Source organism: Pelomonas parva (assembly GCF_043555835.1).
Taxonomy (GTDB): Bacteria; Pseudomonadota; Gammaproteobacteria; order Burkholderiales; family Burkholderiaceae_C; genus Pelomonas; species Pelomonas parva.
The window spans coordinates 146,616-172,328 of record NZ_JBIGHV010000011.1 but is presented as its reverse complement, the minus strand read 5'-3'; the positions used below and the strand labels follow the sequence as shown (position 1 = coordinate 172,328).

General features: G+C 65.6%; 15 protein-coding genes, 6 tRNA genes and 1 pseudogene. 6 read left to right on the top strand and 16 right to left on the bottom strand.

What is annotated here, in order from left to right:
* Positions 1-21 precede the first annotated feature (21 nt).
* On the bottom strand, positions 22-2,877 hold the full coding sequence (locus ACG00Y_RS25130; RefSeq protein ID WP_394483720.1) for a 2-oxoglutarate dehydrogenase E1 component: 2,856 nt from the start codon (positions 2,875-2,877) through the stop codon (positions 22-24).
* Between the two features lie 298 nt (positions 2,878-3,175).
* Here ACG00Y_RS25130 and ACG00Y_RS25125 point away from each other — a divergent pair, with 298 nt between their 5' ends.
* The 5 genes from ACG00Y_RS25125 (at position 3,176) to ACG00Y_RS25105 (ending at position 10,114) form a co-directional block, all read left to right on the top strand.
* On the top strand, positions 3,176-4,018 hold the full coding sequence (locus ACG00Y_RS25125) for a 2OG-Fe(II) oxygenase family protein (protein ID WP_394483718.1): 843 nt from the start codon (positions 3,176-3,178) through the stop codon (positions 4,016-4,018).
* 344 nt (positions 4,019-4,362) lie between these two features.
* Positions 4,363-5,928, top strand: a complete 1,566-nt coding sequence (locus ACG00Y_RS25120; protein ID WP_394483716.1) for an ABC transporter substrate-binding protein — start codon at positions 4,363-4,365, stop codon at positions 5,926-5,928.
* The gene (locus ACG00Y_RS25115) at positions 5,925-7,487 is read left to right on the top strand and encodes an ABC transporter substrate-binding protein (protein ID WP_394483714.1); all 1,563 of its coding nucleotides are present in this window, start codon (positions 5,925-5,927) and stop codon (positions 7,485-7,487) included. Before ACG00Y_RS25120 ends, ACG00Y_RS25115 begins: the two co-directional genes overlap by 4 nt.
* Positions 7,488-7,532: 45 nt before the next feature.
* Complete coding sequence (locus ACG00Y_RS25110; protein WP_394483712.1) at positions 7,533-9,476, top strand: 3'-5' exonuclease; 1,944 nt, start codon at positions 7,533-7,535, stop codon at positions 9,474-9,476.
* The gene (locus tag ACG00Y_RS25105) at positions 9,473-10,114 is read left to right on the top strand and encodes a trimeric intracellular cation channel family protein (RefSeq protein WP_394483710.1); all 642 of its coding nucleotides are present in this window, start codon (positions 9,473-9,475) and stop codon (positions 10,112-10,114) included. Before ACG00Y_RS25110 ends, ACG00Y_RS25105 begins: the two co-directional genes overlap by 4 nt.
* Before the next feature lie 4 nt (positions 10,115-10,118).
* Here ACG00Y_RS25105 and ACG00Y_RS25100 read toward each other — a convergent pair whose 3' ends face one another.
* The 4 genes from ACG00Y_RS25100 to ACG00Y_RS25085 all read right to left on the bottom strand — a co-directional run bounded on the left by ACG00Y_RS25100 (position 10,119) and on the right by ACG00Y_RS25085 (position 14,714).
* Entirely contained in the window at positions 10,119-11,072 is a 954-nt protein-coding gene (locus ACG00Y_RS25100; RefSeq protein WP_394483708.1) for an NAD(P)H-dependent flavin oxidoreductase, read from the bottom strand.
* A 66-nt stretch (positions 11,073-11,138) separates the two neighbouring features.
* Positions 11,139-12,926 carry an acyl-CoA dehydrogenase gene (locus ACG00Y_RS25095; protein WP_394483706.1) on the bottom strand — a complete coding sequence of 596 codons (1,788 nt, stop codon included), beginning with the start codon at positions 12,924-12,926 and terminating at the stop codon, positions 11,139-11,141.
* Between the two features lie 72 nt (positions 12,927-12,998).
* The gene (locus ACG00Y_RS25090) at positions 12,999-13,931 is read right to left on the bottom strand and encodes an electron transfer flavoprotein subunit alpha/FixB family protein (protein WP_394483704.1); all 933 of its coding nucleotides are present in this window, start codon (positions 13,929-13,931) and stop codon (positions 12,999-13,001) included.
* 33 nt (positions 13,932-13,964) lie between these two features.
* A complete protein-coding gene (locus ACG00Y_RS25085; RefSeq protein WP_394483702.1) occupies positions 13,965-14,714 on the bottom strand; it encodes an electron transfer flavoprotein subunit beta/FixA family protein in 750 nt (249 codons plus the stop codon).
* A 171-nt stretch (positions 14,715-14,885) separates the two neighbouring features.
* Here ACG00Y_RS25085 and murI point away from each other — a divergent pair.
* Positions 14,886-15,506 (top strand): annotated as a pseudogene (murI, locus tag ACG00Y_RS25080) (glutamate racemase); the annotation flags it as partial.
* 226 nt (positions 15,507-15,732) lie between these two features.
* Here the strand turns inward: murI and ACG00Y_RS25075 are convergent.
* The 11 genes from ACG00Y_RS25075 to ACG00Y_RS25025 all read right to left on the bottom strand — a co-directional run bounded on the left by ACG00Y_RS25075 (position 15,733) and on the right by ACG00Y_RS25025 (position 25,709).
* Positions 15,733-15,821, bottom strand: a tRNA-Leu gene (locus ACG00Y_RS25075).
* 68 nt (positions 15,822-15,889) lie between these two features.
* A tRNA-Gly gene (locus ACG00Y_RS25070) sits at positions 15,890-15,965 on the bottom strand.
* Between the two features lie 45 nt (positions 15,966-16,010).
* A tRNA-Gly gene (locus ACG00Y_RS25065) sits at positions 16,011-16,086 on the bottom strand.
* A gap of 13 nt (positions 16,087-16,099) precedes the next feature.
* Positions 16,100-16,173, bottom strand: a tRNA-Cys gene (locus ACG00Y_RS25060).
* A gap of 76 nt (positions 16,174-16,249) precedes the next feature.
* Positions 16,250-16,325, bottom strand: a tRNA-Gly gene (locus ACG00Y_RS25055).
* Positions 16,326-16,401: 76 nt separating this feature from the next.
* Positions 16,402-18,816, bottom strand: a complete 2,415-nt coding sequence (gene lon / locus ACG00Y_RS25050; protein WP_394483700.1) for an endopeptidase La — start codon at positions 18,814-18,816, stop codon at positions 16,402-16,404.
* A gap of 70 nt (positions 18,817-18,886) precedes the next feature.
* Complete coding sequence (gene clpX / locus ACG00Y_RS25045) at positions 18,887-20,158, bottom strand: ATP-dependent Clp protease ATP-binding subunit ClpX (protein ID WP_394483698.1); 1,272 nt, start codon at positions 20,156-20,158, stop codon at positions 18,887-18,889.
* 125 nt (positions 20,159-20,283) lie between these two features.
* A complete protein-coding gene (gene clpP / locus ACG00Y_RS25040; protein ID WP_394483696.1) occupies positions 20,284-20,892 on the bottom strand; it encodes an ATP-dependent Clp endopeptidase proteolytic subunit ClpP in 609 nt (202 codons plus the stop codon).
* 110 nt (positions 20,893-21,002) lie between these two features.
* Entirely contained in the window at positions 21,003-22,316 is a 1,314-nt protein-coding gene (tig, locus tag ACG00Y_RS25035) for a trigger factor (protein WP_394483694.1), read from the bottom strand.
* A 28-nt stretch (positions 22,317-22,344) separates the two neighbouring features.
* A tRNA-Leu gene (locus ACG00Y_RS25030) sits at positions 22,345-22,431 on the bottom strand.
* Between the two features lie 134 nt (positions 22,432-22,565).
* Positions 22,566-25,709, bottom strand: a complete 3,144-nt coding sequence (locus ACG00Y_RS25025; RefSeq protein ID WP_394483692.1) for an efflux RND transporter permease subunit — start codon at positions 25,707-25,709, stop codon at positions 22,566-22,568.
* Between the last annotated feature and the right edge of the window lie 4 nt (positions 25,710-25,713).

The window sequence follows — 25,713 nt, the reverse complement described above, 5'->3', positions numbered from 1 at the left end:
ATGGCGCCGCGCAACGCAGTCTTATTTGGTGAGGATGAAGCCCTTGAGCTTGGCGAAGGCCTGATCCAGCAGCGCCTTCTGTTGCTCCTGGTGCAGGTGGGCGTAGCCGCAGGCGGGACTGGCGCTGGCCGGGCGGCCGGCGTAGCCGAGCTTTTGACCGTCGAGCATGTTCTCGTGCACATAGTGCTGCACGAAGAACCAGGCACCCTGGTTTTGCGGCTCGTCCTGGCACCAGACGATGTCGGTGGCGTTCGGGTACTTCTTCAGCTCGGCCGCGAAGGCCTTGTGCGGGAAGGGGTAGAGCTGCTCTACGCGGATGACGGCGACGTCGCCCGCCTTCTTCTCGGCGCGAGCCTTGACGAGGTCGTAATAGACCTTGCCCGAACAGACGATGACGCGCTTGACCTTGTCGGCGACGATGTCGGCGCTCTGCTCACCGATGACGGTCTTGAACTCGCCCTTGGTGAAGTCCGACAGCGGCGAAGTCGCGTCTTTGGCCCGCAGCAGGCTCTTGGGCGTCATGATGACCAGCGGCTTGCGGAACATGCGCAGCATCTGGCGGCGCAGCACATGGAAGATCTGCGCGGCGTTGGTGGGCTGCACGATCTGCATGTTGTTGTCGGCGGCCAGCTGCATGAAGCGCTCCAGGCGCGCCGAGCTGTGCTCGGGGCCCTGGCCTTCGTAGCCGTGCGGCAGCATCATCGTCAGGCCGTTGGAGCGGCCCCACTTCACTTCGCCGGAGGCGATGAACTGGTCGATGACGACCTGGGCGCCGTTGACGAAGTCGCCGAACTGGGCTTCCCAGATGGTCAGCGTGTTGGGTTCGGCGGCGGCGTAGCCGTACTCGAAGCCCAGCACAGCCTCTTCCGACAGGATGGAGTCGATGACGGTGAACGGGGCCTGGCCATCGGCAACATTCTGCAGCGGAATGTAGGTGCCGTCATCCCAGTTCGCGCGGTTCTGGTCATGCAGGACGGCGTGGCGGTGCGTGAAGGTGCCACGGCCGCTGTCCTCGCCGGACAGGCGCACCGGGTAGCCGGAGGCCACCAGCGACGCGAAGGCCATGGACTCGCCCATGCCCCAGTCGATGTTGGCCTCGCCCCGGCCCATCGTGGCGCGGTCGTTGTAGAGCTTGGCAACAAGGTTGTGCGGTGCGAAGTCCTTGGGCAGCGTCGTCAGCTTCTCGGACAGGCGCTTCCACTCAGTCACCGGGATGGCGGTGTCGCAGTTGTCTGTCCACTTCTTGCCCAGGAAGGGCGACCAGTCGGTGGCGAACTTGCTCTTGAAGTTGGTCAGCACGGGATCGACGGTATGGCGGCCTTCGTCCATCGCGGCGCGGTAGGTCTTGACCATCTCGTCCGGGCCCTCTGCAGGCAGCACGCCCTGGGTCACCAGCTTGTCGGCGTAGACCTTGCGGGTGCCGGGATGCTGGGCGATCTTCTTGTACATCAGCGGCTGGGTCAGGGCCGGCGTGTCCTGCTCGTTGTGGCCCAGCTTGCGGAAGCAGACGATGTCCAGGACGACGTCCTTCTTGAACTCCGCGCGGTAGTCCATCGCGAGCTGCGTGGCCCACACGACCGCTTCGGGATCGTCACCGTTCACATGCAGCACGGGCGCCTCGATCATCTTGACGACGTCGGAGCAGTACCAGGTCGAGCGCAGGTCGCGCGGGTCGCTGGTGGTGAAGCCGATCTGGTTGTTGATGACGATGTGGACCGTGCCGCCCGTGCGGTAGCCACGGGTCTGGGCCATGGCCAGCGTCTCCTGCACGACGCCCTGGCCACCGAAGGCCGCGTCACCGTGCACCAGCACCGGCAGCACCTGGGCGCCGACGGTGTCGCCACGGCGGTCCTGGCGGGCGCGCACGCTGCCTTCGACGACCGGGTTGACGATTTCCAGGTGGGACGGGTTGAACGCCAGGCTCAGGTGCACCGGGCCGCCAGGCGTGGACACGTCAGAGCTGAAACCCTGGTGGTACTTCACGTCGCCGGCCGGCAGGTCTTCGGCGGCCTTGTGCTCGAACTCGGCGAACAGGTCGGCGGGCATCTTGCCCAGCGTGTTGACCAGCACGTTCAGGCGGCCGCGGTGGGCCATGCCGATGACGATTTCCTGCACGCCGCGCTCGCCGCCGCGCTGGATCAGCTCGTCCATGGCGGCGATGAAGCTCTCGCCGCCTTCCAGCGAGAAGCGCTTCTGGCCGACGTACTTGGTGTGGAGGTAACGCTCCAGGCCTTCGGCCGCGGTTAGGCGGTCGAGGATGTGCTTCTTCTCTTCAGCCGTGAAGGACGGCTTGCCGCGAGCCTTTTCCAGGCGCTCCTGCCACCAGCGCTTTTCGCCGGGGTCGGAGCCGTGCATGAACTCGGAGCCGATGGAGCCGCAGTAGGTCTCGCGCAGCGCCTGCACGATCTGGCGCAGCGTCATCGTCTCGCCACCGAAATAGCTGTTCACGGCGCTGAACGAGATGTCCATGTCGGACTCGGTCAGGTCGTAGAAGGCCGGGTCGAGTTCGGGAATCTTGGGGCGCTCGGCGCGCTTGAGCGGGTCCAGCTCGGCCCAGCGGTTGCCGAGGAAGCGGTAGGCCGCAATCAGCGACTGGACGTGGACCTGCTTGCGGGCGACGGCCAGATCGGCGCTGGACGCCTTGTTGGCGAAGGCGTTGGCCTTGGCGCGCTGGGCGAAGGACTCGATGACGGGCGCATGGGCCACGTCGGGAGACTCGCTGCCGTCGACAGCAGGCACATGCTGCAGCGCGTCGAAATAGGCGCGCCAGTTGTCGGGCACGGAGCCCGGGTTGTCGAGGTAGGCCTCGTACATCTCCTCCACATACGGCGCGTTGCCGCCGAACAGGTAGGAGTTGCCCTGGTATTGCTGCATCATCTTTCGCTCACCTCATGCCCCGGCTTCCAGGGAGTTGGCTGGTTGAAGAACCTTCCGCGACACGGCTCGACCGATTGGCGGATTGCGACCCACCTTCACTGTTACCAGCAAAAGGGACGGGAAGGACTGGTTTACGTCTCAGGGCGCGAACTCTAGCACTCCGGGTTTGCCCGAGAGGTCGCCGGGGCGCGACAAAGTTCACGTGCCGAAGCTCGACAAAGTTGACTGACTCGTAAACTTGCCGCCGCATCAGCCCCGCGATTGAATGGCTGTGCCGAGGGACATTCAGGAGATCCCCATGCAAGTTCAAGTCGTCGACTACCGCGCACCCGACGCGGCAGAAAAGTTCACGCGCTCCCTGCACGAGACCGGTTTCGGCGTGCTGACCAACCACCCGATCCGGCAGGCACTGGTCGAGAAGATCTACGCCGACTGGCTGGCCTTCTTCAACAGCGAGGCCAAGCACGGGTTTGCGTTTTCCAAGGAAACGCAGGATGGATATTTCTCGACCGCGATCTCCGAAACCGCGAAGGGTGCCAAGCAGAAAGACATCAAGGAGTACTTCCATGTCTACCCCTGGGGCCGCATCCCGGAGCAGTTGAAGGCCGACGCCCTCGCCTACTACCGCGAGGCCAATGCGCTGGCCGAGGAACTGCTGGGCTGGGTCGAGCGCTACACGCCGCCGGAGATCGCCGCGCGGTACCGCGAGCCGCTGTCGAACATGATCCAGGGCAGCAGCAAGACGCTGCTGCGCGTGCTGCGCTACCCGCCGCTGACGGGCGAGGAGCCGGCAGGGTCGCTGCGGGCCGCTGCGCATGGCGACATCAACCTGCTGACCATCCTGCCCGCCGCCAACGAGCCCGGCCTGCAGGTGCTGGGCACCGACAACGCCTGGCACGACGTGCCCTGCGACTTCGGCACGCTGACCATCAACATCGGTGACATGCTGCAGGAAGCCTCCGAAGGCTACTACCCGTCGACACAGCACCGCGTCGTCAACCCGACCGGCGAAGGCGCCAAGAAGAGCCGCGTGTCCCTGCCGCTGTTCCTGCACCCGCGCGATGACGTGGTCTTGAGCGACCGCTACACGGCGGAGAGCTACCTGAACGAGCGCCTGCGCGAGCTGGGCGTGAAGACCTGACCCACCGGGTCATCGAGATCCACCCCGACGCGCCGCCCAAGCCGGCGCTCGGAGCCACCTGCAACGGCTGCGGCGTCTGCTGCCTGGCCGAGTCCTGCCCACTCGGCGCCATCCTGAGCCGGCGCCTCAAAGGTGCATGCGTCGCCCTGCGCTGGACCGGCGCACGCTATGAGTGCGGTGCGCTGACGGCGCAACCGAGCGGCATGCGTGGCTGGCTCGTGAAGCGCTGGATCTCGTCGGGCAGCGGCTGCGACTGCTCCCTAGAAGTCGCGGGCAAGCCCTAGCCGGAACACCCCCGGTCGCGGCTAGTATTTTTGGCTTCTGCCATCCCACAAGGAAGCCGCATGAAACTTGCCCGTCTCCTCCCGCTGCTGGCCGCCCTCACATTGGGAACAGCTTCGGCCGCCCCGCTGCGCTGGGCCGCACAGAACGACATCCTGACGCTGGACCCGCACTCGCAGGACCACAATACCTCCAACGCCATCGGCAACCACATCTACGAGGGCCTCACGCGGCTGGGCAAGGACTACCGGCCCGAACCTTCGCTGGCCACCAAGTGGACCTACCTGACCCAGACGCAGGTGCGCTTCGAACTACGCCGCGGCGTCAAGTTCCACGACGGCACGCCATTCACGGCCGATGACGTGGTCTTCAGCTTCGGCCGCATCACGCAGCCGCAGGGAACCAAGCAGACCTACGTCAGCGGCATCAAGGAGGTCAAGAAGAACGACGACCACACGGTCGACCTGATCCTCGAAGCGCCGACGCCGATGCTGCTGCAGAACATCATCAGCTTCCCCATCATGAACAAGGCGTGGGCGACGAAGAACAACACGACCAGCACGCAGGACTACAAGGCCAAGGAAGAGAACTACGCCGCGCGCAACGCCAATGGCACCGGGCCTTACAAGCTGGTGAGCTGGCAGCCCGACCAGGCCGTCAAGATGGTGGCCAACAAGGATTGGTGGGACAAGAACCCCAGCAATGTGACCGAGCTGAGCTATCTGCCCATCAAGTCGCCGCCGACGCGCGTGGCGGCGCTGCTGTCGGGCGATGTGGACATCGTCACCGACCTGCCGCCGCAGGACTTCTTCAAGCTCAAGGAGGACGGCAAGGTCAAGCTGCTGGAGGGTGCCGAGATCCGCACCATCTTCTTCGTCATGGACCAGGGCAGCGAGGAACTGCGCGACTCCAGCGTGAAGGGCAAAAATCCTTTCAAGGACAAGCGCGTGCGGGAAGCGCTGAACCTGGCGCTGGACCGCGAGGCCATCAAGCGCAGCATCATGCGCGGCCTGTCGGTGCCCGGCGCGCTGATGATCCCGCCGGGCGTCAACGGCTATGACGCGGCGCTGGACGCGCCGGTCAAGCCCGACCTCGACAAGGCCCGCAAGCTGCTGGCCGAGGCCGGCTACCCGCAGGGCTTCGAGGTGCCGCTGCACTGCCCCAACAACCGCTACGTCAACGACGAGCAGGTCTGCCAGGCGGCGGTGTCGATGTGGGCAAAGGTGGGCGTGAAGGCGCGGCTGATCGGCGCGCCGTTCGCGACGCACAGCCAGACCTTCCAGCGCCACGAGTCGCCGTTCTTCATGCTGGGCTGGGGCGTGTCGACCTATGACGCGCTCTACGGCATGCAGGCTTGGGGCCATACGCGCACGACGGGCGCCGATGGCAACTTCAACTTCGGCAAGGTCAGCGACGCGAAACTCGACGGCCTGATCCAGAAGATCAAGTTCGAGCCCGATGTCCCCAAACGCAACGCGCTGATCAAGGAGGCGCTGCTGCGCATACGCGACGAGGCGCTGTTCATCCCCGTCCACCACCAGATCCGCCCCTGGGCGATGAAGAAGGGCGTGGGCACCATCCACCGCTCCAACGACTACTTCGAAGCTCGCTACACCACCATCAAATGAAACAACTCGCCACCCTCTGTGCCCTGCTGCTGGCCGCCGGCCTGTCCAGCGCGAACCCGCTGCGCTGGGCCGCGCAGAACGACATCCAGACGCTGGACCCGCATTCGCAGAACCACTCCGCGACGACCACCATCCAGGGCTATGCCTACGAGGGCCTGACGCGCTACACGGAGAAATTCGATGTCGAGCCCGCGCTGGCCACCAAGTGGACCTTCGTGACGCCCACCCAGGTGCGCTTCGAGCTGCGCAAGGGCGTGAAGTTCCACGACGGCACGCCGTTCACGGCCGACGACGTGGTCTTCAGCCTGCAGCGCATCAAGCACCCGGCCAGCAACATGGTCATCTACGTGTCGGGCATCAAGGAGGTCAAGAAGATCGACAGCCACACGGTGGACCTGCTGCTCGACGGCCCCAGCCCCGTGCTGCTGCGCAACCTGACCTTCGCGCGCATCGTCAGCAAGGCCTGGGCGACGAAGAACCGCTCCGAGAACCCGCAGGACTTCAAGGCCAAGGAAGACACCTACGCCTCGCGCAACGCGATGGGCACCGGGCCGTTCAAGATCACCGGCTGGACGCCGGACCAGAAGGTCACGATGGTGGCCAACAAGGATTGGTGGGACAAGCCCAAGGGCAACGTCTCGGAGGTGACCTATCTGCCGATCAAGTCCGACGCGACACGCGTCGCCGCGCTGCTGTCGGGCGCGCTGGACCTGCTGACCGACCTGCCGCCGCAGGACGTGGCCAAGCTCAAGGCCGACCCGCGTCTCAAGGTCATCGACGGGCCCGAGAACCGCACGATCTTCTTTGCACTGGACCTCGGCAGCGAAGAGATCAAGGGCGCCAGCGTGAAGGGCAAAAACCCGTTCAAGGACCGGCGCGTGCGCGAAGCCATGTCGCTGGCCATCGACCGCGAGGCCATCAAACGCAGCCTGATGCGCGGCCTGTCGATCCCCGCAGCGCTCATGGTGGCGCCGGTGGCCTACGGCTGGTCGGCCGAACTCGACGTGGTGGCCAGGCCCGACGTGGCGCGCGCCAAGCAGTTGATGGCGGAGGCTGGGTTCGCAGACGGCTTCGAGGTGCCGCTGGCCTGCCCGAACGACCGCTACGTCAACGACGAGGAAATCTGCCAGGCGGTGGTGTCGATGTGGTCGCGCATCGGCGTGAAGGCCAAGCTGACGACACAGCCGATGAGCCAGCATTCGGCCGCGCTGCAGCGCTTCGACCTGCCGCTGTACCTGTACGGCTGGGGCGTGACGACCTTTGACGCGCAATACACGCTGCAGGACATCGTCCACACCAAGACCAGCGGTGCCGACGGCAAGGGCAACTACTCGCGCATCAGCGACGCGAAGGTCGATGCACTGGTGCAGCAGATGAAGGTCGAGACGGATGCCCCCAAGCGACTGGCGCTGATGCAAGAGGCGCTCAAGCGCACGCGCGATGAGTTCCTTTTCATCCCCATCCACCACCAGGTGCGGCCGTGGGCGATGAAGGCGGGCGTGACGATCCCGCACTCGGCCAACGATGCGCCGCAGGCGAGGTGGGCGACTGTGAAGTGACCGTGGCCGGGGGACTCGGCCTGCATCTGCGGTCCAATCCGCACCATGAGCGACGCCCCCTTCCAGCCCACCCACATCACGCCGAGTGACGAGCAACTCGCCATCCAGCTGCTGAGAAGCCGGCTGCTGCTCGTCGAGGCCAACGCAGGCGCCGCCAAGACCACCACGCTGGCCCTGCGCATCGCCCAGGCCCTGCAGCGCGGCGCGCCGCCCGAGACCGTGCTGGCGCTCACGGCGACCGCGCCGGCCGTCGAGGCCTTGCGGGAGCGCCTGGCCCACATCGGCGTGCCCAAGGCCACCGTTCAACAACTGCGCATCCAGACCTTCGAGGCCTTCAGCCGCGCACTGCTGGCGAATTTCGAAGGCGTGAAGACGCCCACACTCACGTCGCTGGAGCAGGTGAAGCCGTATGTCGTGCGCGCCATCGAGCGCGCCCAGTCGGTACCCGAGGAGCCCTACCCCGACGAGATGATGCACAACGCCATGCCCGGCGACCTCGTCGAAGGCCTGCTCCAGTCCTTCGACCTGCTCAAGGGCCGCATGGTGATGCAGCACCTGGACCCCGAGGAACGCCTGACGCCCGCCCTGGCCGACGAGCTGGGCTTTGGCTACTTCACGATGCGGGTGTGGCAGCGCTACGAGTTCATCCGCAAGGGTGGTCACCCCGATCACCCCGAGTACCAGTTCGATGGCGATGCCACCTACGACCTCGCCCGCCTGTTGACGACCGGCGAGATCGCAGCCGGCGACGACCCGCTCGACCTGAGCCTGTCGCTGCTCTGCGTCGACGAGATGCACGATGTGAACCGCGCCGCCTTCACCGTGCTCAAGGCGGTGCTGGCCGCCACCCCCCGCGCGGCCTTCGTGGCGGTGGGCGACCGCGACCAGGTCATCCACTCGCAGACCGGCGCCGAGGCCGCGTTCATGGGCGAGCATTTCAAGGCGGAGATCGGCACGCCGCAGGTACTGCCGCTCACGCAAAGCCGCCGCTTCAGCCCCCAGCTTGCACGGCATCTGGGGGCGCTCGCCCGCAAGCCCTACGCGGCGGACGAGTCACTGCGCACCGACATCCTGCTGGAGCGCTGCGAAACCCCGCGCCTGGCGGCCGAGTTCGTCGCCCGCCAGGCGCAGGCCCACCACCAACAGAAGACGCTCACCAGCCTGCGCGTGCTGTTGCGCCATCCCGCGCAGTCGGTATTGATCGAACACGAGCTGCTGCGCCTGGCCGTGCCCTACGGTTCGGTGGGCTTCGCGCCCTACCTGGAGCGCCCCGAGACCCTGCTGGTGCGCGGCCTCTATGCCCACGCACACCGTGACTTCACCGGCTTCGAGGACGCCACGCGGCGCGCACGGCTGCTGGACGCCCTGCTGATGTTCTCCGGCGCCAAGGTGGACAGCCTGGAACTGCGACACCTGGACAGCACGGCGGCCCAGCGCGCCGCCGTCGCCGAGGCCTCGGCACAGATGGACTCGACGCAGGCCTTCATCGAGGGCCACGTGCTGCGCAGCGCCGACCCGGCCGCACGGCGCCAGCTGGAGGCGGCACTGGCCATCCTGCGCGGCAACGACTTCGACGCCTTCGAAGCGTCCTTCCTGAAGGCGCTGGACCCGCTGAAGCTCGCCGCCCGCGTGTTCGTGCGCAAGGAAGACGCCGCCCAGGTGGCCGACAACGTCAGGCAGCTGCACTGTCTTGCCGTCGCCGAAGACGCGGGCGTCGACGGCGCCTTCCGCATGTTCTCGGCGATGGACAGGACGCGCCGCGGCCTGAGCGCCAGCGAACGCGTGGCGCTGTCCAGCATCGAGGCGGCCAAAGGCCTGGAGTTCGACCATGTGCTCATCCCGCATCTGAACCGAGACGAGTTCGGCGAGGGCTCGACGGAGAACCGCAACCTGCTCTACGTCGCGATGACGCGCGCCAGGCGCCGCCTGACGATGACCTTCGACCCCGAACACCCGTCCCGCTTCCTCAAGGACGCAGCCCTGCTATGAAGCCTCCCGTCATCAACTTCTCCACGCTGCAGGCGGCGGTCGAGATCGCAGCGACCCTCGCCTTCGCGCTGTCCGGGCTGCTGGCCGGCGCACGCAAGCAGCTCGATGTCGTCGGCCTATGCATCATTGCGGGCCTGTCCGCCTTCGGCGGCGGCACGCTGCGCGACGTGCTGCTGGACCGCCGGCCCTTTTTCTGGGTCGAGCATGCCGACTGGCTGTGGGCGCTGATGGGCCTGTCCTTTGCCGCCATGCTCTTCATGCGCGGGCGCCATCTGGCGCTGACCGAGAAGGCCATCCAGTGGCCGGATGCACTGGGCCTGGGCCTGTTCACGGCCAACGGCACGCTGATCGCGCTGGACCTGGGCCAGCCGCCCATCGTCGCCGTGCTCATGGGCGTCATCACGGCCACCTTCGGCGGCGTGCTGCGCGACATCGTCTGCAACGAGATCCCGGCGGCCTTCCACGACCACCGGCCCTATGCGCTGTGCAGCTTCGTCGGCGCCTGGGTGCTGGTGGCGGCCGTGCACGTGAACGCGCCGCAGTGGGCCGCCATCAGCGCAGCGGCCGCGACAGCGGTGCTGCTGCGCGGCCTGGCCTTGTGGACGGGTTGGACACTGCCGGCCTGGCGCATCCGCTGACGGCTCAGCCGAGCTTCAGGCGCTCACGGGCCGCGAGGTACTCGCGCTTCAAGCGGGCCACGAGCTGCGCTGTCGGCAGCACTTCACGCACCGCGCCTATGCCCTGGCCGCTGCCCCAGATGTCCTTCCAGGCCTTGGCCGCGCCGCCGCCGAAGTTCATCGCACTGGGGTCGCTCTCAGGCAGCTTGTCCGGGTCCAGTCCGGCCGCGACGATGGAGCCGCGCAGGTAGTTGCCATGCACGCCGGTGAACAGGTTGCTGTAGACAATGTCATCGCTGTTGCTGGCGACGATCATCTGCTTGTACTCGTCGCTGGCACGGGCCTCGTCGGTCGCGATGAAGGCCGAGCCGATGTAGCCGAAGTCGGCACCCATGGCCTGCGCGGCCAGCACCGCGTCGCCGGTGGCTATTGATCCCGACAGCGCCACCGGGCCGTCGAACCATTCACGGATCTCCTGGATCAGCGCGAACGGGCTCTTCACGCCCGCGTGGCCACCGGCACCCGCTGCCACGGCGATCAGGCCGTCAGCGCCCTTCTCGATGGCCTTGCGGGCGAACTTGTTGTTGATGATGTCGTGCAGCACGACGCCGCCCCAGGCATGCACTGCGTTGTTCACATCCTCGCGCGCGCCGAGCGACGTGATGATGATCGGCACCTTGTACTTGGCGCAGACCGCCATGTCGTGCTCCAGGCGCTCGTTGCTCTTGTGCACGATCTGGTTGATGGCGAACGGCGCGGCCGGCTTGTCCGGGTTGGCGCGGTTGTAGGCCGCCAGCGTTTCGGTGATCTCGGCCAGCCACTCGTCGAGCAGCTCGGCAGGCCGCGCATTCAGAGCCGGCATGGAGCCGACGACGCCGGCCTTGCACTGCTCGATGACGAGCTTGGGGTTGCTGATGATGAACAGCGGCGAGCCGATGATGGGCAGCGGCAGGTTCTGCAGGATGGGAGGCAGGGCCAAGGTGAACTCACTCAGTAAGTTGGGGTCGGAGCACACGCTCTGCGCGTGGTCCAACCCGCAAGGTCATCAAAAGGCTTCGAGGGAAAGGGCAGTGACGCTGTCGGCGCCGTCGACGATTGCCGAGCGCAGTGACGCGGTGCGCGGCAGGATGTGCTCGGCGTAGAAACGCGCCGTAGCGATCTTGGCTGCCATGAAAGGCCTGTCAGTCGCCAACGCGTCTTCGGCAGCCAGCAGCGCGCGGGCGAGCTGCCAGCCGGCGACGAGGTTGCCCGCCAGCATCAGATAGGGCACCGAGCCGGCATAGGCCGCGTTCGGGTTGGCCTTGGCCGAGCCGGCGATGAAGTCGACGGCGGCGAGGTAGTCCTCGCGGGACGCACGCAGCGCCTTGCACACAGCGCGCGCAGCGGCGCTGTCGCGCCTGGCCAGCTCGCCCTCCGTCACCTCGACCTGCCCTGCCACGGCGCGCGCCAGCTGCCCGCCGTCACGCGCCGTCTTGCGCCCGACCAGGTCATTGGCCTGGATGGCCGTCGTGCCTTCGTAGATGGTCAGGATCTTGGCGTCGCGGTAGTACTGCGCCGCGCCGGTTTCCTCGATGAAGCCCATGCCGCCATGCACCTGCACGCCCAGCGACGTGACCTCCAGGCTCATCTCGGTGCTGTAGCCCTTCACCAGCGGCACCATGAACTCGTAGAAGGCCTGGTTCTGCTTGCGGGCGTCGGCATCAGGGTGGTGATGGGCAGCGTCAAACGCCGCCGCCGCCGTGCTCGCCATCGCGCGACAGCCCTCGGTCAGCGAGCGCATCGTCATCAGCATGCGGCGCACGTCAGGGTGATGGATGATGGCGGCGCTGCCGGCCACCGAGCCATCCACCGGGCGCGACTGCACGCGGTCCTTCGCATAGGCAACCGCCTTCTGGTAGGCACGGTCGGCGATGCCGATGCCCTGCACACCCACACCGTAGCGGGCCGCGTTCATCATGATGAACATGTATTCCAGGCCGCGGTTCTCCTGGCCGATCAGCGTGCCGACGGCGCCACCATGGTCACCAAATTGGAGGACCGCTGTCGGGCTCGCCTTGATGCCCATCTTGTGTTCGATGGACACGCAATGCGCATCGTTGCGATCGCCTAACGTACCGTCCGCGTTGACCAGGAACTTCGGCACCAGGAACAGGCTGATGCCCTTCACGCCCTCCGGCGCACCGGCCACGCGGGCCAGCACGAGGTGGACGATGTTCTCGGCCATGTCGTGCTCACCGTAGGTGATGAAGATCTTGGTGCCGAAGATCTTGTAGGTGCCGTCGCCTTGCGGCTCGGCGCGCGTGCGCACCAGGGCCAGGTCGGAGCCGGCCTGCGGCTCGGTGAGGCACATGGTGCCCGTCCACGAACCGTCCAGCAGCTTGGGGATGTAGACGGCACGCTGCTCATCGCTGCCGGCGGTCAGCAGCGCCTCGACGGCACCGTCGGTCAGCAGCGGACACAGCGCAAAGCTCATGTTGGCCGCCTGCAGCATCTCATTGCAGGCCGCCGCAATCGTCTTGGGCGCGCCCTGGCCGCCGAACTCGGACGGGTGCACCAGCCCCTGCCAGCCACCCTCGGCATAGGCGCGGAAGGCCTCCTTGAAGCCGGGCGTCGTTGTCACCACGCCGTCCTTCCAGCTCGACGGGTTCTTGTCGCCCTCGAAGTTCAGCGGCGCGATGACGTCCTGCGTCAGCTTGGCGCATTCGTCCAGCACGGCGGCAGCGGTGTCCAGGCCGTAGTCCGCAAAGGCGGGGACTTGGTTCGTTAGCGTCTCCAGCCCGGCGAGGTGCTGGATATTGAAGAGCATGTCCTTGACGGGAGCTTGGTAACTCATTTGTTCCTCCTTGCGGAAACAAAAAGGGCGCCGCGACGACGGTCGGGGCGCCCGGCAGTGATGGCCGTCGGCTTACAGCGCGGCGACGAGCTCCGGCACGGCTGTGAACAGATCGGCTTCCAGGCCGTAGTCGGCCACCGAGAAGATCGGCGCTTCCGGGTCCTTGTTGATCGCGACGATGACCTTGGAGTCCTTCATGCCGGCCAGATGCTGGATGGCGCCCGAGATGCCGGCGGCGATGTAGAGCTGCGGCGCGACGATCTTGCCGGTCTGGCCGACCTGCCAGTCGTTGGGCGCATAGCCCGCGTCAACGGCGGCGCGCGAGGCACCCAGCGCCGCGCCGAGCTTGTCGGCCAGCGGCGTCAGCACTTCCATGAACTTGTCGCTGCTGCCCAGCGCTCGGCCACCCGACACGATGATCTTGGCGGCGGTCAGCTCCGGGCGGTCGCTCTTCGTCACCTCACGGCCGACGAAGCTGCTCTTGCCGCTGTCGGCAGCGGCCGTGATGGATTCGACGGCAGCGGAGCCGCCGGTCGCCGCAGCAGGATCGAAGCCGGTCGTGCGCACGGTGATGACCTTGGTCGCGTCCAGGCTCTGCACGGTCGCGATCGCATTGCCGGCGTAGATGGGACGCTCGAACGTGTCAGCGCTGATGACCTTGCTGATTTCGCTCACCTGGGCCACGTCCAGCAAGGCGGCGACGCGCGGGGCGACGTTCTTGCCCGAGGCAGTGGCCGGGAAGAGGATGTGGCTGTAGCCGGAGGCCAGCGCGATCACCTGCGCGGCAACGTTCTCCGCCAGGCCTTCGGCCAGCGCGGCCGAGTCGGCGTGCAGCACCTTGGCGACGCCAGCGATCTGCGAGGCAGCGGCGGCGGCGGCAGCGGCGTTGTGGCCAGCCACCAGCACATGCACGTCGCCACCCAGGGCTGCGGCGGCGGTGACGGTGTTCAGCGTTGCGCCCCTGATGGAGGCGCTGTCGTGTTCGGCAATGACGAGTGCGGTCATGTCTTCAACTCCAGATTTCTTGTGCGAGGCGACTTAGATGACCTTGGCTTCGGTCTTGAGCTTGGCGACAAGGGTCGCCACATCCGGCACCTTCACGCCGGCACCGCGCTTGGGCGGCTCAGCAACCGTCAGCGTCTTGATGCGCGGCGTCACGTCCACGCCCAGGTCGGCCGGCTTGATGGTCTCCAGCGGCTTCTTGCGCGCCTTCATGATGTTGGGCAGCGTCACGTAACGCGGCTCGTTCAGGCGCAGGTCGGTCGTCACGACGGCCGGCAGGCTCAGGGACACCGTTTCCAGGCCGCCATCCACCTCGCGGGTCACGGCCACCTTGTCGCCGGCCACTTCCACCTTGCTCGCGAACGTGCCCTGCGGCAGGTTGGCCAGCGCGGCCAACATCTGGCCGGTCTGGTTGCAGTCGTCATCGATGGCCTGCTTGCCCAGGATGACCAGTTGCGGCTGCTCCTTGTCCACCAGCGCCTTCAGCAGCTTGGCGACGGCCAGCGGCTGCAGTTCGGCATCGGTTTCCACCAGGATGGCGCGGTCAGCGCCGATGGCCATGGCCGTGCGCAGGATGTCCTGGGCCGCCGCCACGCCGCAGGTCACGGCAATGATTTCCGTGACCACGCCCTTTTCCTTGAGCCGCACTGCCTCTTCGACGGCAATTTCGTCGAAGGGGTTCATCGACATCTTCACATTGGCGATGTCGACGCCCGTGCCATCACTCTTCACGCGCACCTTGACGTTGTAGTCCACGACGCGTTTGACAGGAACCAAGACCTTCATCGAAAACTCCAGCTCGAATTGACGTAAACGTTAAGTGGATTCTACGAGGCGCTCCAGCAGGAGCTGCGCATAAAAAAGCACGATCGTTCGATTCTAGCCAGAGCCTCGCCGGCCTCGGGAAAAGTCTTTTGGAGAGGCCTCTCGAATCGTGAAGCTAGACTGCCTTCGCCCATGAAGATTGCCCCCTCACCTGACCGAGAAATCGGCGCAAGCATCGGCGTATTTGACTCCGGCGTCGGCGGCTTCACTGTGTTGCGCGAACTGCGCGCCCTGCTGCCCTCCGCCCGGCTGCGCTACCTGGCCGACACGGCCTACGCGCCGTATGGCAACCGCAGCCCCGAGGAGATCCGCGCGCGCAGCATCGCCATCACCGAGCACCTGATCGCACAGGGCGCGGCTCTGATCGTCGTCGCCTGCAACACGGCCACGGCACACGCCATCGAAGCGCTACGCGCCCGCTGGCCCAACCTGCCCTTCGTCGGCACCGAGCCGGGCATCAAGCCGGCGGTGGCAGCCACGCGCAATGGGCGGATCGGCCTGCTGGCAACCCCGGCCACGGCCGCAAGCGACCGGCTGCGCGCGCTGATCGAACGCCACGCGGGAGAACGCGAGATCGTCGTCCAGGGCTGCCCCGGCATCGTCGACCGAATCGAGGCCGGTGATCTGGGCAGCGTGGAACTGCGCGCCTTGGTCGAGCGCTACTGCGCGCCGCTGCGCGATGCCAGCGTCGATACAGCGCTGCTGGGTTGCACGCACTACCCGTTGATCGAGCCGCTTTGGCAGCAGGCACTCGGCTCTGATGTGAACTTGCTGCGTATCGAGACCGCTGTGGCTCGCCGCGCCGCCGACCTGTGGACGCCATCGCCGGAGGATCGACCCGCCCTCGATGTCGTGACCAGCGGCAACCCCGCCGCACTGCAGGCATGGGTCGAGCAGGTGCTCGGCTGGCAGGGCATGGATGTCCATTCCTGGCAGCCCGAAAACAGCAACGGCAAGCAAGTGCTGACCGTTGGAGGAGTGGTGCCCAGGACGGGACTCGAACCCGTACTTCCGTTTCCAGAAGGCGGATTTTAAGTCCGCTGCGTCTACCGATTTCGCCACCCGGGCGGCGCGGGGATTATCCCGGCCCGACAAAAGAAAACGGGAGATTCGATGAACGAATCTCCCGTGAAGTTTGGAGCGGGATAAGAGACTCGAACTCTCGACCTATACCTTGGCAAGGTATCGCTCTACCAACTGAGCTAATCCCGCATTTCGTCCGGTCTTGCGACCAAACATCGGTGCGAACCGATTTCTTGGAGCGGGTAACGAGGCTCGAACTCGTGACCTCAACCTTGGCAAGGTTGCGCTCTACCAACTGAGCTACACCCGCATGAGTGTGTTTTTGGAGGCGCGGTCCGGAGTCGAACCGGACTAACCGGATTTGCAATCCGGGGCATAACCGCTTTGCTACCGCGCCGCTGCAAACCCGGTCAAAACCGTTGGTGCGGTCTTGACGAAAATGGGAAGCCTGGGCTTCCCATTTAGGAAAAATCTGGAGCGGGATAAGAGACTCGAACTCTCGACCTATACCTTGGCAAGGTATCGCTCTACCAACTGAGCTAATCCCGCATTTGCTGAGCAGTTGCCCGTTCAGCGAAGCCGGCATTGTAACCCGGTTTTTAGCCGGATGACAAGCCGGCTGTACTCAATGAGGCACGACCGGACTCTTGGCCGTCGCCTCTTCCGGCTTGGCCGCAGCAACTGTCACTTCCTCATCCGGCAGCGGCACCGGGTTTGATTCGAGTGCTACCTCCAGCACGTGCTCGATCCAGCGCACGGGCACGATCTCGAGCTGGTTCTTGACGTTCTCGGGGATGTCCTGCAAGTCCTTGACGTTCTCTTCCGGAATCATCACGGTCTTGATGCCGCCGCGATGGGCCGCGAGCAGTTTCTCTTTCAGCCCGCCGATGGCCGTGACCTCGCCGCGCAGCGTGATCTCGCCCGTCATCGCCACATCCGCCCGCACCGGGATGCCGGTCAGCGCCGACACGAAGGCCGTCGTCATTGCAGCACCGGCGCTCGGGCCGTCCTTGGGCGTGGCGCCGTCCGGCACGTGGACGTGCACGTCGCGCTTCTCGAAGACCTCGTCCTTGATGCCCAGGCGACGAGCGCGCGAACGCACCACCGTGCGGGCGGCTTCGACGGACTCCTTCATCACGTCGCCCAGCGAACCGGTGCGGATGATGTTGCCCTTGCCCGGCATCGCGGTGGCTTCGATGGTCAGCAGGTCGCCGCCCACCTCGGTCCAAGCGAGACCCACGACCTGGCCGACCTGGTTCTTCTTCTCGGCGCGGCCGAAGTCGTACTTCCGCACACCGAGGAAGTCGTTGAGGTTGTCCTCGGCAACGGTGACCTTGCCTTCATAGGTCTTGAGCTGGATGCCCTTGACGACCTTGCGGCAGATCTTGGACATCTCGCGCTCGAGCGAGCGCACGCCGGCTTCACGGGTGTAGTAGCGGATGACGCCACGGATCGCGGATTCCGTGACCTCCAGTTCCTCGTCCAGCACGCCGTTGTTCTTGCGTTGCTTGGGCAGTAGGTAGGTCTGCGCGATGTTGACCTTCTCGTCCTCGGTGTAGCCCGACAGGCGGATCACTTCCATCCGGTCCAGCAGGGCCGGCGGAATGTTCATCGAGTTGGAGGTGGCCACGAACATCACGTCTGACAGGTCGAAGTCGACCTCGACGTAGTGGTCGCCGAACGTGTGGTTCTGCTCGGGGTCCAGCACCTCCAGCAGCGCCGAAGACGGGTCGCCACGGAAGTCCATACCCAGCTTGTCGATCTCGTCGAGCAGGAACAGCGGGTTGCGCGTGCCGACCTTGGACAGGCTCTGCAGCACCTTGCCCGGCATGGAGCCGATGTAGGTGCGGCGGTGGCCACGGATCTCCGCCTCGTCGCGCACGCCGCCCAAGGCCATGCGGACGAACTTGCGGCCGGTGGCCCGCGCCACGCTCTGGCCCAGCGACGTCTTGCCGACGCCCGGGGGGCCTACAAGGCACAGGATGGGTGCCTTGAGCTTGTCGACGCGTTGCTGCACCGCGAGATATTCAAGGATGCGGTCCTTGACCTTCTCAAGGCCGTAGTGGTCTTCGTTCAGCACGTCCTCGGCGTTCTTGAGATCGTGCTTGATCTTGGTCTTCTTGCTCCAGGGCAGGTTGACCAGCGTGTCGATGTAGTTGCGCACCACGGTCGCTTCAGCGGACATGGGCGACATGAGCTTGAGCTTCTTGAGCTCGGTGTCGGCCTTCTTGCGGGCCTCCTTGGGCATCTTGGCCGCGATGATCTTCTTCTCGAGCTCCTCCATGTCGGCGCCCTCTTCGCCGTCACCGAGTTCCTTCTGGATGGCTTTGACCTGCTCGTTCAGGTAGTACTCGCGCTGGCTCTTCTCCATCTGGCGCTTGACGCGACCACGGATGCGCTTTTCCACCTGCAGGATGTCGACCTCATGCTCGAGCAGGTCGAGCAGCTTCTCGAGCCGCTTCGCCACTTCAGACAGGTCCAGCACGGCCTGCTTGGCGTCGAGCTTGAGCGGCAGGTGGGCGGCGATGGTGTCGGCCAGGCGACCCGGATCGTCGATGCCGCCGATGGAGGTGAGGATCTCGGGCGGGATCTTCTTGTTGAGCTTGACGTACTGGTCGAACTGCTGGGTGACGGCGCGACGCAGGGCCTCGACTTCGGGCGCGTGCTCGGTCTCGGGCGGGATGGGCGTCACTTCGGCAACGAAGTGCTCGCCCGGCTCGGTGATGGACAGCGTCGTGGCGCGCTGCAGGCCTTCGACCAGCACCTTCACGGTGCCGTCGGGCAGCTTCAACATCTGCAGGATGCTGGAGACGCAGCCGACCTCGAACATGTCTTCGGGCTTGGGCTCGTCCTTGCCGGCGGCCTTCTGGGCGACCAGCATGATCTGGCGACCCGCTTCCATGGCGGCTTCGAGCGCCTTGATGGACTTCGGCCGGCCCACGAACAGCGGGATGACCATGTGCGGGAAGACCACGACATCGCGCAGCGGCAGCAGCGGCAGCGTGATGGGGTCGGCGGGGAGGATGGGGTGTCCGGACATGAAGACCTCTCTTTCTCAGGCCGATATCAGGCCTGAGGGGGCGATTGCAAGTTGAGGGCTTAGCGGGGGCTCAGGCGCTGGCTTTCGCCTGTTCGCGATAGACCAGCAAGGGACGTGCCGAGGTGTCCTCGATGTTGTGCTCGTCCAGCACGACCTTCTCCACGCCATCGAGCGCGGGCAGGTCGAACATGGTGTCGATCAGCGACTGCTCCATGATGGAGCGCAGGCCACGAGCGCCGGTCTTGCGCGCCAGCGCCTTGCGGGCGATGGCAGCCAGCGCCGGCTTGCGGATCTCGAGCTCGACGCCGTCCATCTGGAACAGCTGCTGGTATTGCTTGAGCAGCGCGTTCTTGGGCTCGGTGAGGATCTGCACCAGCGCGTCTTCGGTCAGCTCGCCCAGCGTCGCGACGACGGGCAGGCGGCCGACCAGTTCAGGGATGAGACCGAACTTGATGATGTCCTCGGGCTCGCACTCGCGGAAGACCTCGCCGACCTTCTTGTCGCTCTTGCTCTTCACGTTCGCACCGAAGCCGATGCCGGACTTCTCGCTGCGGTTCTGGATGACCTTCTCCAGGCCGTCGAAGGCGCCGCCGCAGATGAACAAGATGTTGGTCGTGTCGATCTGCAGGAAGTCCTGGTTCGGGTGCTTGCGGCCGCCCTGCGGCGGCACCGAGGCCATCGTGCCTTCGACGAGCTTGAGCAGCGCCTGCTGCACGCCTTCGCCGGACACGTCCCGCGTGATGGAAGGGTTGTCGGCCTTGCGCGAGATCTTGTCGATTTCGTCGATGTAGACGATGCCTCGCTGCGCACGCTCGACGTCGTAATTGCAGTTCTGCAGCAGCTTCTGGATGATGTTCTCGACGTCCTCGCCGACATAGCCGGCCTCGGTCAGCGTCGTCGCATCGGCGATCACGAAGGGCACGTTCAGCAGGCGGGCCAGCGTCTGCGCCAGCAGCGTCTTGCCGGAGCCGGTGGGGCCGATCAGCAGGATGTTGCTCTTGGACAGCTCGACCGAGTCCTTGCTCGTCGACATGTGGCGCAGGCGCTTGTAGTGGTTGTAGACCGCAACGGCGAGGGTGCGCTTAGCTACGTCCTGGCCGATGACGTACTGGTCGAGGCTGGCCTTGATCTCGCTCGGCACGGGCAGGTCGGACTTGGCCGAGCGCGCGGCCGGAGCCGGCGCCGGGATCTCGTCGCGGACGATGTCATTGCACAGTTCGATGCATTCATCGCAGATGAACACCGACGGGCCAGCGATCAGTTTCTTGACCTCATGCTGGCTCTTGCCGCAGAACGAGCAGTACAAAACTTTTTCGCTGGAAGTGCCTTTTTTCTCGGCCATGAAACTGCTCGATGAAGAGGCGGAGTGCCTCGAATGATGATAGTCCAAACGATCTCGGGGCCCTCGTGGGGATAAGGGCCCCGATTCCGCGGCGAATCCGGGGCTGGCGACAGCCCCTCACGAACTCAGGGCCGGTGTTCCAGCACCTGGTCGATCAGCCCGTAGCCCTGCGCCTCGGCCGCAGACATGAAGTAGTCGCGCTCGGTGTCGGACTGGATTTTCTCCAGGCTCTGGCCGGTGCGCTCGGCCAGGATGCGGTTCAAGGCATCGCGAGTCTTCAGGATTTCACGCGCATGGATTTCAATGTCGGTAGCCTGGCCCTGCGCGCCGCCCAGCGGCTGGTGGATCATGACCTTGGCGTTGGGCAGCGAGAAGCGCTTGCCCTTGGCACCTGCCGCCAGCAGGAAGGCGCCCATGCTGGCCGCCATGCCCATGCACAGCGTCGACACCTCGGGCTTGATGAAGTTCATCGTGTCGTAGATGGACATGCCGGCGGAAACGCTGCCGCCGGGGCTGTTGATGTAGAGCGAGATTTCCTTGTCGGGGTTCTCGCTCTCCAGGAACAGCAACTGGGCGACGACGAGGTTGGCGACGCCATCGTTGACCGGGCCGACCAGGAAGATGATGCGCTCGCGCAGCAGGCGCGAGTAGATGTCGTAGGCGCGCTCGCCGCGGCCCGACTGTTCGATGACCATGGGCACCATGCCCAGATTGCTGGTTTCAAGCGCGCTCATTCAGATCCTTGGAGATTGGCGTTGTCGACTGACATGGGGGCGAATTATGGCCACGCAATAAAGAAGGCGCCGGGCCTTGCGGCGCGGCGCCTTCTTCACGTGTGGGCAAATCAGTTGCCGGCAGCCATCAGCTCGTCGAAAGGCAGGGCCTTGTCGCTGACCTTGGCATTGGCGAGCACGAATTCCGTGACGTTGTTCTCGACAACGACGGCCTCGACCTCGGCCATACGCTCACGGTCGCTCAGGTACCAGCGCATGACTTCAGCGGGCTTCTCATAGCTCTGAGACAGCTCTTCGATGTGCGCCTGCAGCTGGGCCGGCTTGGCCTGCAGGTTGTTGGAGCGCACCAGCTCGGCGACCACCAGGCCCAGGCGAACGCGGCGCTCGGCTTGGGGCTTGAAGATGTCGGCGGGGATCTCGGCCTTGTCGGCGTCCTTGACGCCGCGCTTCTTCAGGTCCTCGCGGGCCTGGCCGACCATGCGCTCGGCTTCACCCTGCACCAGGGCGTTAGGCACTTCCAGCTCGGAAACGGCCACCAGCGCGTCCATGACGGCGCCCTTGTTACGAGCCAGCACGCGGAACTTCACTTCGCGCTCAAGGTTCTTCTTGATATCGGCGCGCAAGGCGTCGACGGAAGCGTCCTTGATGCCGAGGGCCTTGGCGAAAGCCTCGTTCACTTCGGGCAGGTGCTGGGCTTCGATCTTCTTGACGGTGACCAGGAAGTCGGCTTCCTTGCCGGCGACGTCCTTGCCGTGGTAGTCCTCGGGGAACTGCAGCGGGAAGGTCTTGCTCTCGCCGGCCTTCATGCCACGAACAGCTGCGTCGAACTGCTCCAGCATCTGGCCTTCGCCGATCAGGAACTGGAAACCCTCGGCCTTGCCGCCCTGGAAGGGCTCGCCGTCGAGCTTGCCTTCGAAGTCGATGGTGACGCGGTCACCGGCCTCGGCAACGTCGGCGGCCGGGCGCTGGGCGAAGCTGCGGCGCTGCTTGCGCAGGATCTCGACGGTCTTGTCGATGGCTTCTTCGGTCACGTCGCTGGTGACGCGCTCGACTTCGGCGCCGGCCAGGTCACCGATCTTGACTTCGGGGTAGACCTCGAACGTCGCATCGAAAGCCATCTGGCCTTCGGGCGCTTCGTTCTTCTGCTCGATGCGCGGGGCACCGGCAACGCGCAGCTGGGCTTCGTTGGCGGCGGTGTTGAAGGCGGCGCCGAGCTTGTCGTTGACGACCTCGTACTGCACCGAGTAGCCGTAGCGCTGGGCCACGACGCTCATCGGCACCTTGCCGGGGCGGAAGCCGTCGGCCTTGACGGTGCGCGCCAGTTTCTTCAGGCGAGCTTCGACTTCGCTGTTGATGTCAGTGGCCGCCACGTGCAGGGTGATGCGGCGTTCCAGCTTTTCGAGGGTTTCGACGGTGACGGCCATGATGGACTCGGGAACAGTTGAAGGACAGTGGTGCGCGGGGCCGGACTCGAACCGGCACGCCCGTGAAGGCGTCAGGACCTAAACCTGGTGCGTCTACCAATTTCGCCACCCGCGCAACGGGTTGGTTCTGGTTGGGCTGCCCCTGCTAGCAGATGCGGCAGCCCCGTAGGCGATTCGGCAAACCGTCGATTGTAGCGATGCCGCGCCGCCTGCCGGCCGCCCCTGAGGCGGGGGCGGTAAAACCCTTGGTCAGAGCTGGCTTTCCCGCTCCGGGCGCTCGACGCGGAAGACGGCCGCGTACATGGCTGGCAGCGCCAACAGCGTCAGTGCCGTAGCGACGATGAGGCCGCCCATGATGGCCACGGCCATCGGCCCCCAGAACACGCTGCGCGACAGTGGAATCATGGCCAGCACGGCCGCAGCAGCGGTCAGCACGATGGGGCGGAAACGCCGCACCGCCGACTCGACGACAGCCGACCAGTCCGGCACGCCGCGAGCACGGTCCTGCTCGATCTGGTCGATCAGGATGACGGAGTTGCGGATGATCATGCCAAACAGCGCGATGACGCCCAGCAACGCGACGAAGCCGAACGGCCGGTTCAGCACCAGCAGCGCGAAGGACACGCCGGCGATGCCGAAGAAGCCGGTCAGGAAGGCCAGCGCCGCGCGGCTGAAGCTCTGCAGTTGCAGCATCAGCAACGTCAACATGATGAACAGCGCCACCGGCACGCCCGCGCCGATGGAACCCTGGCCCTTGCTGCTCTCCTCCACGGCGCCGGCGATCTGGATGCTGTAGCCGACGGGCATCTGCCTTTGCAACTCATCCAGCTTGGGCCAGACCTCCTTGGTGACCGTTGCGCCCTGCAGTCCTTCGGCCACGTCGCCCTGCACGGTGACGGCGTAGTTGCGGCCCTCGCGCCACATCACGCCGGGCTCCCAGTCGAACTCGACCTTGGCGATCTGCGCCATCGGAATGGCTCGGCCGGTGCTGGTGGGCAGGTAGGCGTTGCCGATGTCTGTGATGACCGCCCGCTCGTCGGCCGGCTGGCGCAGCACGATGTCGACCAGCTTGTCGTCCTCTCGGTACTGCCCGACAACGGTGCCCGACAGCAGCGTGCGAGACGACTGCGCCAGGCTCTGGCTGGACACGCCGAGCGCCCGCGCCTTGTCCTGGTCGACGTTGAGCCGCAGCATCTTGACGTTCTCGTTCCAGTTGTCGTTGACGCCGCGCATGTTGGGGCTGGCACGCAGGATGTCCTTGGCCTTGTCGGCCCAGTCGCGCACGACCTTCGGGTCCGCGCCGGTGACGCGGAACTGCACCGGGTAGGGCACCGGCGGGCCGTTGGGCAGCAGCTTGACGCGGCCTCGCGCCTCGGGGAACTCCTCGGCCAGCAGCGCCGGCAGGCGCGTGCGCAACGCCTCCCGTTCGGCCAAGCCCTTGGGTAGCAGGATGGACTGCGTCACGTTGGAGGCCGGGAAGATCGTATCCAGCGGTAGATAGAAGCGCGGCACGCCGGAGCCGATCCAGCTGGTCACGGTGGAGATGCCGGGCTCCTTCAACATGCGAGCTTCAAAGCGCTTGGCGAGCGCCTCGGTCTCCTGGATGGTCGACCCCTCAGGTAGCGACAGGTCGACGAGGATCTCGGGGCGGCTGGAGTCCGGGAAGAACTGCTGCTGCACACGACCCATGCCGAAGATGCCCAGGCCAAACACCAACAGCGTGATGACGATGGTCTTCCATCGGTTCTCCACGCACCAACGCACCAGGCTGCGGAAGCGGTTGTAGAAGGGCGTGTCGAAGAGCTCATGCGCCTCGCCGCCGTTGGCATGCTTGGTCCTCAACAGCAGTGCGCCAAGGTAGGGCACGAAATACACAGAGACGGCCCAGGAGATGACCAGCGCCGCCGCCGTCACGGCAAAGATGGCGAAGGTGTATTCGCCAGTCGTCGACTTCGCCAGCCCGATGGGCAGGAAGCCCACGGCGGTGATCAGCGTGCCGGTCAGCATGGGCATGGCCGTCACGTCGTACGCGAAGGTGGCAGCGTGCATCTTGTCGTAGCCCTCTTCGAGCTTGCGCACCATCATCTCGACGGCAATGATGGCGTCATCCACCAGCAGGCCCAGCGCGATGATCAGCGAGCCCAGCGAGATCTTGTGCAGGCCGACGCCCCAATAGAACATCGTGATGAAGGTGATGGCCAGCACCAGCGGGATGGTGATGCCCACAACCAAGCCGGGCCAAATGTCGACGCGCAGCGGCCGCGTGTGCAGGCCCAGCGCGATGAAGCTGACGGCCAGCACGATGACGACGGCCTCGATAAGCACATGCACGAACTCGCTGACCGAGGTGGTCACGGCCTTGGGCTGGTCCTGCACGCGTTCGAGCTGGATGCCCGCCGGCAGGTCGCGCTCAATGGTGTGGGTGGCTGCGGCCAGGGCCTTGCCCATGGCGATGATGTCCCCGCCCTTGGCCATGGAAACACCGAGCGCGAGCACGTCCTTGCCCTGGTGCCGCACCTTGGTGGTCGGCGGATCGACATAGGCGCGCTTGATCTCCGCGATGTCACCCAGGCGCAACTGGCTGGCCACACCGGTCTGCGGGTTGACGGCGCGGATGGGCACGTCGGCCAGGGCCTGGGCTGTCGTGAACTGCCCCTGCACACGGATCTGGAAGTTGGCGCTGCCGGCATTCATCACGCCCGCGCCCTCGACGGCGTTCTGCGCACCGATCTGGTTGATGACCTGCGTGAAGTCCAGCCCCAGCTGCGCCAGGCGCTTCTGCGAGACCTCGATGAAGAGCTTCTCCGGCTGGATGCCGAAGATCTCGACCTTGGCCACGTCCTTGACCTGCAGCAGCGACTGGCGCACGCGATCGGCCTGCTCGCGCAGCTCCTCGCGGCTGAAGCCGTCGGCGGACAGCGCGTAGATGGAGCCGTAGACGTCGCCGAACTCGTCGTTGAAGAAGGGGCCGATGACGCCCTGCGGCAGCGTGGCGCGCATGTCGCCGACCTTCTTGCGCACCTGGTACCAGATCTCCGCCACCTCCTTGGGTGGCGTGCTGTCCTTGAGCTGGAAGACGGTGATCGACTCGCCGGGCTTGGTCACCGAGCGGATCTTGTCCGCGTAGTTGACCTCCTGCAGCGTCTTCTCGATCTTGTCTGTGACCTGGTCGGCGATCTGCTCGGCCGTGGCGCCGGGCCAGTAGGCCTGGACGAGCATGACGCGAAAGGTGAACGGCGGGTCCTCGTCCTGGCCGAGCTGGAAATAGGCGGCGAAGCCCATCAGCATCAGCACGACCATCAGATAGCGCGTCAGCGCCGGATGCTCCAGCGCCCAGCGCGAAACGTTGAAGCCGCCACCGACGTAGGGCTCTTTGGTGATCGGGGAATTCATGCGC